This is a genomic window from Micromonospora sp. CA-249363 (assembly GCF_050950185.1).
GTDB lineage: Bacteria > Actinomycetota > Actinomycetes > Mycobacteriales > Micromonosporaceae > Micromonospora.
The window spans coordinates 2,623,883-2,636,407 of sequence record NZ_CP192020.1; the positions used below are offsets into that span (position 1 = coordinate 2,623,883).

11 protein-coding genes are annotated in these 12,525 nt (G+C 68.8%); 3 read left to right on the forward strand and 8 right to left on the reverse strand.

Going from position 1 to position 12,525, the window contains the following annotated elements:
* Window positions 1–427: 427 nt before the first annotated feature.
* From ACQPZK_RS12050 to ACQPZK_RS12080, 7 genes are all read right to left on the reverse strand, one after another.
* Window positions 428–1,717, reverse strand: a complete 1,290-nt coding sequence (locus tag ACQPZK_RS12050) for an MFS transporter (RefSeq protein WP_433538361.1) — start codon at window positions 1,715–1,717, stop codon at window positions 428–430.
* A 559-nt stretch (window positions 1,718–2,276) separates the two neighbouring features.
* Window positions 2,277–2,990 carry an HAD family hydrolase gene (locus ACQPZK_RS12055; RefSeq protein WP_433538362.1) on the reverse strand — a complete coding sequence of 238 codons (714 nt, stop codon included), beginning with the start codon at window positions 2,988–2,990 and terminating at the stop codon, window positions 2,277–2,279.
* Between the two features lie 181 nt (window positions 2,991–3,171).
* Window positions 3,172–3,579 (reverse strand): carboxymuconolactone decarboxylase family protein, encoded by a 408-nt coding sequence (locus ACQPZK_RS12060; RefSeq protein WP_433538363.1) that lies wholly within the window; start codon window positions 3,577–3,579, stop codon window positions 3,172–3,174.
* 370 nt (window positions 3,580–3,949) lie between these two features.
* Complete coding sequence (locus ACQPZK_RS12065) at window positions 3,950–4,762, reverse strand: ABC transporter ATP-binding protein (RefSeq protein ID WP_433538364.1); 813 nt, start codon at window positions 4,760–4,762, stop codon at window positions 3,950–3,952.
* Window positions 4,755–5,570, reverse strand: a complete 816-nt coding sequence (locus tag ACQPZK_RS12070; protein ID WP_433538365.1) for an ABC transporter permease — start codon at window positions 5,568–5,570, stop codon at window positions 4,755–4,757. The genes ACQPZK_RS12065 and ACQPZK_RS12070 overlap by 8 nt, the downstream gene beginning before the upstream one ends.
* Window positions 5,567–6,337, reverse strand: coding sequence for an ABC transporter permease (locus ACQPZK_RS12075; protein WP_433538366.1), 771 nt, complete (start codon window positions 6,335–6,337; stop codon window positions 5,567–5,569). The genes ACQPZK_RS12070 and ACQPZK_RS12075 overlap by 4 nt, the downstream gene beginning before the upstream one ends.
* A 7-nt stretch (window positions 6,338–6,344) precedes the next feature.
* Window positions 6,345–7,319 carry an ABC transporter substrate-binding protein gene (locus ACQPZK_RS12080; protein WP_433538367.1) on the reverse strand — a complete coding sequence of 325 codons (975 nt, stop codon included), beginning with the start codon at window positions 7,317–7,319 and terminating at the stop codon, window positions 6,345–6,347.
* Between the two features lie 248 nt (window positions 7,320–7,567).
* Here ACQPZK_RS12080 and ACQPZK_RS12085 point away from each other — a divergent pair, with 248 nt between their 5' ends.
* Genes ACQPZK_RS12085 through ACQPZK_RS12095 form a run of 3 tightly spaced genes read left to right on the forward strand, consistent with a single transcriptional unit; the run spans window position 7,568 to window position 9,755 of the window.
* Window positions 7,568–8,797: a flavin-dependent oxidoreductase gene (locus tag ACQPZK_RS12085; RefSeq protein ID WP_433539188.1), complete on the forward strand. Its 1,230-nt coding sequence runs from the start codon at window positions 7,568–7,570 to the stop codon at window positions 8,795–8,797.
* Window positions 8,794–9,261 (forward strand): MarR family winged helix-turn-helix transcriptional regulator, encoded by a 468-nt coding sequence (locus tag ACQPZK_RS12090; RefSeq protein WP_433538368.1) that lies wholly within the window; start codon window positions 8,794–8,796, stop codon window positions 9,259–9,261. The genes ACQPZK_RS12085 and ACQPZK_RS12090 overlap by 4 nt, the downstream gene beginning before the upstream one ends.
* Complete coding sequence (locus tag ACQPZK_RS12095) at window positions 9,258–9,755, forward strand: DUF3237 domain-containing protein (RefSeq protein WP_433538369.1); 498 nt, start codon at window positions 9,258–9,260, stop codon at window positions 9,753–9,755. The genes ACQPZK_RS12090 and ACQPZK_RS12095 overlap by 4 nt, the downstream gene beginning before the upstream one ends.
* 1,528 nt (window positions 9,756–11,283) lie before the next feature.
* Here ACQPZK_RS12095 and ACQPZK_RS12100 read toward each other — a convergent pair.
* Window positions 11,284–12,324 carry a right-handed parallel beta-helix repeat-containing protein gene (locus tag ACQPZK_RS12100; RefSeq protein ID WP_433538370.1) on the reverse strand — a complete coding sequence of 347 codons (1,041 nt, stop codon included), beginning with the start codon at window positions 12,322–12,324 and terminating at the stop codon, window positions 11,284–11,286.
* Between the last annotated feature and the right edge of the window lie 201 nt (window positions 12,325–12,525).

Sequence of the window (12,525 nt, forward strand, 5' to 3'; positions counted from 1 at the left end):
GTCAGCCTCTCCGCGGTTCAGCGTCTGTGACACCAGCGGTGAGAGGTCATCCCGTACGTCGGCGCCGCCGCCGTCGAGCGATGCAACTCGGTGAAGTGGATAGGAGCATCAACGTGCGGAGAGGCGCTGGCTGATCCTCCAACGCCCCTCCCGACCCGGCTTGTGATATCTCACGACCGTCTCACGAACGGCCTGGCAAGGCTCGACAGATCCTGACGTGACGCGGACCTCCGACCGTCCATCGACCTGCGCGTTCGGCATGAGCTGGCAACGTTCGGCAAGCCCTGGCAGACCCGCTAGTTCACTGGGGGTCAAGGGGTCGTCGGTTCGAATCCGGCCGTCCCGACGCAGGTCAGAGGGCTGATCCGGAGATCGGGTCGGCCCTTTCGCCGTTCTGGGCGCCAAGATCAGTCAAGTTGAAGCGTGCCTAGCCCTGCTTGACCGGTTCGGCGGCGGCAGGGCCGTCATCCAGCCCACCGTCGGGTGACGGGTCCTGCGCTGCGTCGGCAGCGCGGGCGGGAGCCAGCACCTGTAGCCGGCGGACGTCCCGGCTGGTCAGCATGCCGAGGACCGAGAGCACCACCAATGTCGCGAGGATCAGCAGCGCGTCGCGGGTGCCGATCGCCGCAGCGACTGGTCCGACCGCGATCTGACCGAGTGGGATGGCGACCCAGGATCCCAACATGTCGTAGGAGTAGACGCGGGCAAGTCGATCGGGCGGGATGTGCTGCGCGATCGACGTGTCCCAGGCGACCGCGAACTGTTCGACGGCGATCCCGACCGCCAATCCGGCCGACACCAGCACGACGACGGTGGGCGCCAAGGCCAGTCCCAACAGCAGGAACGATTCGGCGAACATGCAGACGACCCCGAGCAGCAGCAGCCGGCGCACCCGGATTCGCAGGGCGATCAACCCGCCGACGACCATCCCGGCTGTCTCCGCCCCCAACACCACGCCCCAACCGCTACGGCCGATCGTTTCGTCCGCGACAGCCGGACCGAGCACGTTCACGCCGCCGGCCAGGGCCGCGTTGAGGATCATGAAGCCGAGCACCACCACCCAGACCCAGGTCCGCGTGGTGAACTCGCTCCAGCCCTCTCGGAGGTCGGCGATGACGCTGGTGCGGGTGCTGTTCGCTGTAGGGGCGGTGACCCGGACTCCCGTGAACGCGACAGCCGCGATGGCGAAGGTGAGGGCGTCGACCGCGAGGCCCCACCCGGGCCCGACAGCGGCCACTAGAAGGCCGCCGAGCGCCGCGCCGCCGATCATGCCCGTGTTGACGCCGAGTCGGATGAGCGCGTTGGCCTGCTGGATCAGCTCCGACGGCACGGTCCCCGGCGTGGCGGCGGCTGAGGCTGGCTGAGACAGGGCGCTCACGATGCCGTTGGCCGCACCGAGTGCCAGCAGCAGGGGGATCGTCGCCGTGCCGGTGAGCACCAGGGTGGCCACCGCGGCCTGGGTCAGTGCACCCAGCACATTGGAGCCCACCAGCACCAGCCGGCGCGGAATCCGGTCGGCCACCACTCCGCCGAAGAGCACGAACAGAACTGTCATCAGCGATCTCACGCCGACCACCAGGCCCAGGTTACGCACCGAGCCGGTGAGATCGAGCACGGCGAAGGCCAGTGCGATGGGAGCGACACCGTTGCCCAGCATGTTGACCAGCCGGCCGGCAGCCAGGTATCGGAACGCGCCATACCGCAGCGGAGCCAGCATCAGTCCTCCATCGGGAACAGGACAACGATGAACGTGGAGCAGTTCTCGTACGTCGTCGCCTCGCCGCTGAAACCTGCTCCCATGCCGGCAGCCTGCCCGTACCACCAAAGGAAGCGCGAGCGATTCTGCTCAGGGCATTGCCAGCTTTGTTCCGAAGTGAGGGTACGGCTGGCCTTAGCCAGCTTGCCCGTGCGTGCCCGTTGGCGCGGGGGCCGAGGGTCAACGTCGGTCAGATCCTGGATGCATCTGCCGGCATAGAAGGCAGGCCAGGCCAGGTCACTGCCCTGCCGCTCCCGGCTGTATCCCTACTTCCTAGGCCGTTTGGCTGTACAGCCATCCGTACCGCCAGGCCGGGCGACGGGCAGGAGCTACAAGCGTCGACAGTCGACACGCCGAGCAGGACAGCCGCAGTGGCCGACGTCAGCCGACAGCAGGCTTGATCTTTGCAAGGTGGGGGCTAGCAGGACCTCCGTGCCAACTCCGCCTGGAAGGCGGCCACAGCTGACAGGCAGGCGTCGCGAACGTTGCTGGCCTCGGCCAAGGGCTGCTACCCGCAGCTCTACGGAGACGGCTCGTATGCCGCTGTCTGTGGCGACGGAGGCAGGGGGGTGGCGTCAAGTCGCCGCACCTCGTCGACCAGCTCGGAGAAGGTATGAATGAAGGCGCTGACGTGGCGGACGTCGAAGTCCTGGCGCTCACGTACACCGGATTGCAGGCATGCGATGAAATGCAGGCCGGCACCGCCGGCGGCTTGGGCATCTCCTGGGGAATCGCCCACGTACACGCACTGCTCTGGACCGAGCCCGGTAGCCGTCAGCAACTCATCAAAAGCTCGGGGGTCGGGCTTGCGGAACCGGGTGTTGTCGGCGTGGTAGACCGCAGTCACCCGCTGTGCCAGAACGTGATCGGGCGCCAGCATGTGTTCGACCTCGGCCTCGGTACGCGACGTCAGGAGCATGACTGTCCGGCCATCCAGGATGAGCTGGTCCAGTGCATTCAGGTTCTCGAACGCGATGTCGTCGAGACGGCCATCGAGGATGTAGCGCCTCAGCACCTGCCGGTAGGTCATGGCGAACTGATCGAGATCCAGGCCGGGCGACCGCTTCGGCATTGCGTCTAGAAGAGGCTCACCCCAGGTTGCCAGATGCACGGCCCGGGACATCGGGTCGCGGCCCATGGCCGTCAACACCTCGTTCTCAAGATCAAAGCACACGGCCTCCGTAAGGCAGAGAGTGTCATCGACGTCCACGATTACGGCTCGGATCACGAGCACGAGCCTAGGCTGTCGCCATCGCGCGGCGAAGTGTCACGCAGGTCCTCGTACCGACGGTGTCACGCAAGTCCCGAGACCGGCCATGCCCCGAGTGATATCTCTGCCAGCCCTGAACGCCTTTGACATTGGTCGCCTCGTCAGCAGTCCAAAGGCGTCCGCTCGTGCCGTGACGACGGGCGGGTCAGCCGGCTGGGGTGGAGCGGACGGGGAGCAGGTTGCGCTCGGCGAAGACCTTCTTGGCGACGAGCGTGGCGTTGACGGCCCGCGGCACGCCGCAGTAGACCACCGCCTGTAGCAGCGCCTCGACTATCTCCGACGGCGTCAGGCCCGCGTTGAGCGCGCCGTTGACGTGCACCTCTAGCTGGGACTCGGCGCCACCGAGGCCGGTCAGGATACCGAGGGTGAGCAGCTCCCGGTCCCGGCGCGCGAGTTGGGGCCGGACGTATAGATCCCCGTACGACCAGGCGACGGAGCGACGGCTGAGCTCGGGTGAGACGTCGGCGAGGGCTTCCAGGAGTTTCTGCCCGGCGCCGCCGTCGGCCTGCCGCAGGGCCTCAAGACCCCGCTCGTACTGTTCGTCCCCCGCCATGGTCACGCCCTACTTTCGCCAGTCGTCCTGTCGGCTGGACCGGCGGGTACCCGTGACCGTGCCGGACAAACGGCTCGCCTCCCGCGCGATACAGGGCGCGGCCGGGGAGCTGGTGTGGTTGGGCGACCATGGTTAGGCGGCGGCGTGGGCCTTGGTGGCCGGGTGGCCGCGGGGCGTTCGAGGAGCTTGCCGTGTTCGAAGCCGGCGCGCACGAGCGTGACGAGATGGGTGCGTTGACCGCGCGCCAGCGGTATGCGTCGTTGAGGGCGCACGATGCCGGCGAGGCTGTGGCGCACATCCACCGCACTGGCCCCGCCCGGCCCGGCCGCGTGCCGGCGGCCACGGGCGTTGCCGGGGTCGGCGAGGCGCGTCAGGGTGCCGGGTGGGGCGCCGGGGTCGGCGTACGCTTGGCCCGCTGGATCTGCGCGTAGACGTGGGTCCGCAGTTCGGTGAACCGGGGCAGCGCCCGAGTGGTGAGCTGGTCGCGTTCCCGCGGGAGGTCGATCACGAGGTCTTCCTGCACCCGGGTCGGCGAGTGGGACAGGACGAGCACGCGCTGGCCCAGATACACGGACTCGTCGATGTCGTGCGTCACGAAGACAGTGGAGATGCCGCGGTTCAGGTGCAGGTCGCGTACGAGGTCCTCCAGGTCCGCGCGGGTCTGGGCGTCCACCGCCGCGAACGGCTCGTCCATGATCAACACTTCGGGCCGGTACGCGATGGCGCGCGCGATGGCCACCCGTTGCTGCATCCCGCCGGAGAGCTGCCATGGATGGCTGCGTGCCGACTGCGGCAGTCCGACCGCGTCGAGGGCGTCGGCGACCCTCCGGTCGCGTTCGGCGCGGGAGAGCTTCTGGTGTCGAAGAGGAAGCTCCACATTGCCCCGGACCGTCAGCCAGGGATAGAGGCTGCGGCCGTACTCCTGGAACACCACTGCCATCGCCGGGCTCGGGCCCGTCACCGGAGATCCGTCCATCTCGACGAGGCCGCTGGTGGGCCGGAGCAGTCCGGCGAGGCATTTCAGGAGGGTGGTCTTTCCGCAGCCCGACGGGCCGACGACGCACAGCAGTTCGCCGGGCATCATGGTGAAGCTGAGGTCCCCGATCGCCTCGACCTCGCCCCGGCCGGAGGCGTAGACCTTCCGCAGGTGTTCGACCCGCAGCAGCGGACTCGCGTCAGGCACGGGTGACCTCCCTCATTCCGTGGTACCAGCGCAGGACGCGGCGTTCGACCACGCCGAAGGCCACGGCGAGGAGGACGCCGATGAGGCCGAGCAGGAGGATGCCGCTCCACATCTCGGCGATGAGGTAGTTCCGCTGGAAGTAGGCGATCCGGTAGCCGAGGCCGGCCGAGGACGCGAACATCTCCGAGATGACCATGAGGATCAGGGCCACCGAGAGTGCCTGTCGTACGCCGGTCATGATGCGTGGACTCGCCGCCGGGAGGATCAGCAGCCACACCCGTTCCCACCGGGGGATCCGGTACGAGTCGGCGGTCTCCAGCAGCACGCTGTCGGTCGCCCGGACGCCCTCGATCGTGTTCAGCAGGATCGGCCAGATCGCGCCGGACACGATGACGACGACCTTCATGGTGTCGGTGATGCCGAGCAGGAGCATCGCGACCGGAATCAGCACCGGTGGGGGAATCGCGCGGAAGAACTCCAGCAGCGGTTCGAGGATCTCGCGTAGCGGGCGGATCCGGCCGATGAGGACGCCGGCGCCGACGCCGAGCAGGATCGACGCGAACAGGCCGGCCAGCAGCCGGTACACGCTCGGCAGCACGTCGTCGACGAACGCCGGGCCGATCCAGGTCTGCCGGAACGCGTCGAGGAGCGGGCCGGGGCCGACGAGGAACCGGTTGGCCGACCGGGTGGACCAGACGGCCCAGACTCCCACGGCCAGGACGGGAAGCCCGACCGCGTACAGGATGTCCTCGGCCACCCGGACGCCGAGGCCGCGAGCGGCGGTCCTGCCCGCACCGAGCGCGGTCATCGGGTTGCCTCGTCCCCGAGCACCGACTGGTGCCAGGCCAACGTGCGGCGTTCGGCGAACCGGAACACGACGTTCACCACCACACCGAGGAGCCCGGTGACCACGACGAGGCCGTACAGGCCGACGGCGTCCCCGGTGGAGCGCGACAGCTCGATCATGCGTCCGAGGCCGGGATTACCGATCACCATCTCCGCGGTGACGGCCAGGATGAGCGCGACCGCCGCGGCGAGGCGCACGCCGGTCATCAGGTACGGCAGAGCGGTCGGAAGGATGAGATACCGCAGCCGCTCGTAACGGGTGAGGCCGAAGCTCCGCGCGGTGTCCCGAGCGACCGTGTCGACGTCGGCGACGCCGTAGATCACCTGCACGAACACCTGCCAGAACGCCGCGTAGACGATGATGACGAGTGCGGCGCGCATCTGCAGGCCGAACATCAGCACGGCGAGGGGGATCAGCGCGACCGACGGCACCGGCCGCAGGAACTCGACTGTCGTGTGCGTGGCGCGACGCAGGAACGGCACCATCCCGACCACGGTCCCCAGTGCGACCGCGCCGAGCGTCGCCACCGTCAGGCCGATCGCCCACGACGTCATGGTGAGCCGGAGCCGCCGCCAGAACGCCAGGTCGCGGACCTCGTGGAACAGCCGTCCGAACACGTCGGTGGCGTACGGCAGGTCGTGCCGGTCGACCAGCCCCAGAGCCGGGAGCAGTTGCCAGACGGCGAGGAACCCCAGCAGGCCGACGGCGCCCAGCAGGATCTTGCGCATCGGCCGGCTACTGCTGCTGGACGAGACGGTCGAAGTCGGGCTGCCGGTCGAGGACGCGGTACTTCTGCGCGAGCGCCGCCAGTTGCTCGAGGCCGGCCCGGTCGACTTCCCACCCGAACGCCGGGAGCCGGACGGAGTCCGCCACCGCATCCGGCAGTTCGAGGTTGTCCTTGATGGCCTGCCGCAGGCCGGCCTGGTTGGCCGGGTCGTTGGCCCAGGTGAGCGTCTTCTTCATCGCCGACGAGAAGTCCGCCACCAGCGTGGCGTCGGAGTCCTTCAGCTTGCTCGACGTGATCGTGGTCAGGGTGGTGAGTCCGGGAACGGTGGCCTGGTACGGAGCGACCACGAGAACGTCACCGCGCTTGCGCATCTGGGTGATGAACGGCTCGGTCACCCAGGCGGCGTCGATGTTGCCGGCGGCGAGCTGGGCCGGCGCGTCCGGGAAGGCCACCTCGACGAATTTGACCTTGGTGGGATCGCCGCCGTCCTTCTCGACCGCTGCCATGATCGTGACGTCGCCGGCCGCGCCCAGGCTGTTCACCGACACCTTGCGCCCGGCGAGCTGAGCCGGCCGGGTGATACCGGACTTCGCGGACGCCAACACGGCGTTGATGTCGTCGCCGTCGGCGTAGGACGACGCGTAGTTCCCGATGATCACCACGCCGAGGTTCTGCAGATCGGCACGGAACGGGCCGAACGGCTGGCCGATGGCGAAGTCGATGTCGCCGTTGATCAGCGCCGGGATGGCCTGTGCGCCGCCCTGTGCGGGCACCACCTCCACGTCGAGCCCCTGCTCCCGGAAGAAGCCCGCCTTGATGCCGCCCCACAGCGCGGCGGTCTCGCTGATCGGCAGCGCCGCCACGCGGACCTTCCGCAGGTCGCCGCTCGCCCCCGGGGACGGATCGGTGGCATCGGAATCCGTGCAGCCGGTCAAGGCGATCACGACGCCGGCGAGAACAGCGAGGGCAGTGACCTTCTTCATGGACGAGCCCTTCCGTGCGAAGCGCTGGTGCATCCGGAGGAGTGAGGGCCGGTGAGGGAGGTGAACCATCCGACCGCGTCGATCAGCGTCATGCAGAGACGATTGATTGTCAAGAATTCCGATAAGGCGAATCGCAATGCGGTACGAGTGGTCGGCCTCGATGTGAATACGTCTTGACGCGTGACGATTTTGTGACCAAACTATGCGGTTGGTGGCACGGTGGCGGAGGGAGCGACGACTTGGCGATCGTGATCGTGGGCGCTGGTATCGGTGGCCTCACCACCGCGCTCAGCCTGCATCGGGCCGGCTTCCGTGAGATCGCCGTCTACGAGCGCGCCGCCGCGCTGCGTCCACTCGGCGTCGGAATCAATCTGCTCCCGCACGCCGTCCGCGAGCTGACCGAATTGGGTCTCGGGGAACGCGTGGAAAGGCTGGGCGCCGCACCCGGCACGCTTGCCTACTACAACCGCTACGGCCAGCAGATCTGGAGCGAGCCACGCGGACGGGACGCCGGATATCGCTGGCCGCAGCTTTCGGTGCACCGCGGCCGGTTCCAGATGGAACTGCTCGCCGCGGTGCGGGAACGGCTGGGCGCCGACGCGGTGCGCACCGGGCACCGGCTCGTCGGCGTCCGCGACGGCGTCGCGCGCTTCGAGACGGCGGCGGGGGAGGTGAGCGTCGCCGGCGACCTGATCGTCGGAGCGGACGGCATCCACTCCGCGCTGCGCCGCCACCATCTGCCCGGCGAGGGGGCGCCACTCTGGAACGGGCTGACCCTGTGGCGGGGGACGGTACGGGCACCCGGATTCCTGGACGGGCGCACCATGATCATGGCCGGGGACGCGGAACAGAAGTTCGTGGCGTACCCGATCGGCGCCGGCCTCATCAACGTCGTCGCCGAGCGGCGCGGGCCCGGTTTCGCCGGGCCCAACGCGGACTGGAACCGGACGGTCGACCCCGCGCCGGTCGTCGCGCTCTTCGCGGACTGGCGTTTCTCGTGGCTCGACGTGCCGGAACTGCTGGCCGCCGCCGACGAGATCCTCGAATACCCCATGGTGGACCGCGATCCCATCGACACGTGGACGTACGGCAACACCACGCTGCTCGGCGACGCGGCCCACCCGATGTATCCGAACGGTTCCAACGGGGCGTCGCAGGCGATCCTGGACGCACGTACCCTCGCCTTCCACCTCGCCACCGCGCCGTCGGTCCGGGCGGCGCTCGACGCCTACGAGGCGGACCGGCGGCCGGCGACCACCGCGCTCGTGCTGAGCAACCGGCGGCAGGGCCCGGAACAGGTGATGGTGCTCGCCCACGAGCGCGCGCCGGACGGTTTCACGCACATCCACGACGTCATCGGACCGGAGGAGCTCACCGCCATCGCCACCGGCTACAAGAAGGCGGCCGGTTTCCTACCCGCCGACCTCAACGAACGGGCCTCCCTCACGCCGACGGCCTTCCCGGGCGTCCTGCCGTGACCGGCCCGGAGCCGACCGAACTGGACGCGGCGCGACTGGCGTCGGTGATCTCACCGCTGCGCCGCACGCTGCTCGCCGCAGCCCGGGCCGCCGAGCACCTGCCGGAGATCCCGGACGCGCAGATCGAGATCGTGCGGGCCCTGCCCCGGGGCACCGTGGCCGGCCCCGGCGAGCTGGCCGAGCGGCTGCGCCTGAGCCGATCCACGGTCAGCAACCTGCTCACCGCGATGGAGGGCAACGGCCTCGTCGAGCGTCGCCCCCGTCCCGGCAACCACCGCCACGTCGACGTCCTCGCCACAGCGAAGGCCCACGACCTGTTCGACCGCTTCGACCTCGCGAGCGGAGACCTGGTCGCCCGCGCCGCGGCGACCCTGCCGGCGGCGGACCGCGCGGCCCTCGCCGCCGCGGTGCCCGCGCTCGAACGCCTCCGCGACGCCCTCGCGCACGTCAAGGACACTCCATGAGTACGCGCCGAAGCGCCGGCCGGGACGCCGTGACTGCCCCGCCGGTTCCCGGGCTGGAGGCCGCGTTCGAGGTGGAGGTGCGCCTCGGCGCGCTGGAGGACCACGGGATGACCCGTGCCGGTCACCGTCGCGTAGTGCCGGTTGTCGGCGGCCGGGTCACCGGTCTCTTCGAGGCCGACATCCTGCCCGGCGGCGCCGACTGGCAGGTGGTCCGCCCCGACGGCGCGATCGAGATCGACACGCGCTACTCGGCGCGTACCGCCGACGGCGGTCACGTCTACCTGCGTACGTTCGGCGTTCGCAGCGGCCGCCCGGAGATCCTCGAGGCGTTGCTGCGCGGCGACGCCGTCGAGGTGTCCGAGTACTACTTCCGCCTGGGCGTACGACTGGAGACGTCGGTGCCCGCGCTGGCCGTCCTGGAGCAGTCCGTCTTCGTGGCGTCGGCGATCCGGCAGGCCGACCGGGTGTGCTACACCGCCTACCGCGTCACGTAGCCGCTCCCGCCCAGGGCTGCGACAGGCCGCGCTTGTCGGGCTCGCGCCGGGAGGCCGAAGAGCAGAGAGACGCCCGCCGCATGGCAGTGGGGACAACTCGGATTCACCGCGTCACGGTATCGAGCCCACCTCATCTCGACCCTCGCAGCGCTCGCTTGTTCTGCCCCGCCCGGTGGGTTGTCGTCGATCCCTACCGTGTGGTTGGGAGGGGCAACCATGGGCATCTGTGTCGTGTGTCGGGCGGATCGGCGCACGGTTGTGCGCATCAGCTGCTGGGGCGTCCCGCACGGTGCCTCGGGGCACGAGGTCAACTACCGCTGGAGCAGCGTGGTGGCCTGCCCGGAGTGTGGGTCTGGCCATCTGGTGCACTTTGATCACGATTGCTTCCACCCGCCGTGGGAAGAGCCGTGGGACATGGACTGGTCGTGGCCAGTCGACGCCGACGGGGTCCAGCGGCTGACATCTGCCTTCGTCGGGTGCCCGGACCCGCTGCAGCCATCCTGCGAATGTCCCGCGCATCGTACGTTGCGCGAGACCACCGAGAGACCGCCACCGCGTGAGGTCCCGGTGACGATCGTGTTGACCGAGGACGGGCTGCCGCAAGTCCGGTCGGTACAGGATCTATAGGGCTGGCAGGACCGACGGATAGACACCGTTCGCGCGGATGAAGGACCGTGCCCGTAGCGTCAGCCCTCGGGCACTTCGTTGAAGAGATTCAGGTTCACCGGGCCGACCCTACTCAGCGTGTCTGGTCGAGAGGATCAACGGACGACAGCGACAGCGCTGGACGGACCGGCGCGGTGGCAGACGAGTAGAGCGCTGAGACCAGTAGTTGCCGGCAGGCCGGGCATTGACACAGCTTGGATGATTGTTCGCGTGAGCGTGGATGACCCGGGGCCGGTGTGGGTCGCCTTGCGTCTCGTCACTGTGCTCCTCGGCCTTGCCTTGGTCATACTCGGCGTGCGCGTCGCGGTCACGCGACGGTTTCCCCTGGCCTGGGAGCGGATTGCGCGCCTGACGGCGAGCCAGCGATCCCAGCCCGTCCGGGGTGGCGGCTCTCTCGCCCTGCTCGGAACGAGCACACTCGTAGCGCAGGCGCCGTTTCTCATCCCGATGCCCCACGCGGTCGGACGGGCCCTGTTCGCAGTGGCACTGCTCCTCGCCATGAGTGCGGCGGCAGGGTCCGTCCTGCTCCGGCGCTAACCAACCCGGGTGATGCTGCGATCCGGCGTTCGCGACGAAGCCACGCATGCTGGCGCCGACCGTCCAGCGAGATCGGCACCTAGACACCGGTCTGTTGTCCGGGAGCCGGGGACCACGCATCCAACCTGGACAGACACAGCACCACTGCGGACGATGTCCCACCGTTACTGAGGTGCACGAACATCCAGCGCGACGCCCTGGGTCAAGGAGTCGTCGGTTCGGATCGGGCCGTCCCGACGGACAGAAAGCCCTGACCAGCGTCGACGCTGGTCAGGGCTTTGATTCTGTCTACGAGCTGCTGAACCGCTCCCGCAGGCCTTCGCTGTTACCAGGGCCGGGTCGAGACGTACGAGTTGGTGCCGCTGAAGGTGATCGGGTCACTCGAGCAGCCGTAGAGGTTGGCGTCCGAAGGTGTGTCATGCCCCCACAGGCGAACCCGGACGATGCTGATCGCGCCCTGGCCGTCCTCGTTCCACCTGTCGTTGTTGTACGTGGTGGTGCCGACCTTGTTCGCGGAGAAGAATCCGTTCGTGCTGCATCCCTCCGCGTTCTGCCGCCAGTCGCTGAAGATGGCGTACGAGCCGGTCTTCCAGAACATGTTGGCGTCCACGATCGTGTTGTTCGCACGGTTGCGTGTCCGCACCGGGTCGCCCGAGATCAGCTCGAACTTGTTGCCGTAGATGGTGGTGTTGCTCCCGTAATTGGCGACGTAGACGCCGTGTATCTCGCCGACGTTGGTGCCTGCGGCGTTCTCCAGGTTCTGGAACAGGTTGCCCTCGACCCGTAGCCGGGTCGTGTAGGTCGCGTGTACGCCTCCGTAACCGTTGCCGGGCCCGTCCTGGTACTTGCTGCCGAGACGCCGGAACGTGTTGCCACTGACGTTCAGCGCGTCGAGTGGGTTGGCCGCTGTCCCGAGGGCCCGGATGCCACCGTTGCGGCAGTTCTGGTACGTCTTGTTCGTGATGCTGACGTTGTCGGCAGTGATAATCACGCCGTACTCGGTTTCGGGCTTGTCGTCTTCGTACAAGCTGCAGTCGATCACGGCGGCGGCGCCCATCCCGGCGATCGTGAGGTGCCCGCCCGGAGGCGACCAGTCCACCTTGATCGGCTCGGTCGGCTGGTAGAGGCCGTCGGCCAGGAGCACCTTCGCGTCCTTGACGTTGCGGGCGCGCAGGATCGCCTGCGCCTGCTCGATCGACGAGACAGCGGTGTCGCGGGTCAGTCCGGCGCGGCCGCCCATCGCCTTGGCGCTGGCGGTGCCCGTGGGGCTCACGTACACGGTCAGCTGGTCGACCGGGGCGGCGCTCGCGGGCAGCGACGGGAGCGCGCCCGCGAGCGCGGCGCAGGCCACCCCCGCTGCCAGCAAGGACCGTCGTCGGCCACCCGATCGTTGCCAACTTCTCATTGAACTCCCCGTTCTCTTCATGGGGACATCCGGTCCGTCGCCCCCCGTGGTGATGAAGCTAGGAGCGAGACCTGCACTGCCTCTTGTGGCGACCTTGAATCCTCAGGGCAGGGCAGTGGAACGTCTCTGCCCACCCCCACCGTGCCGGCCGAGTCTCGGCGG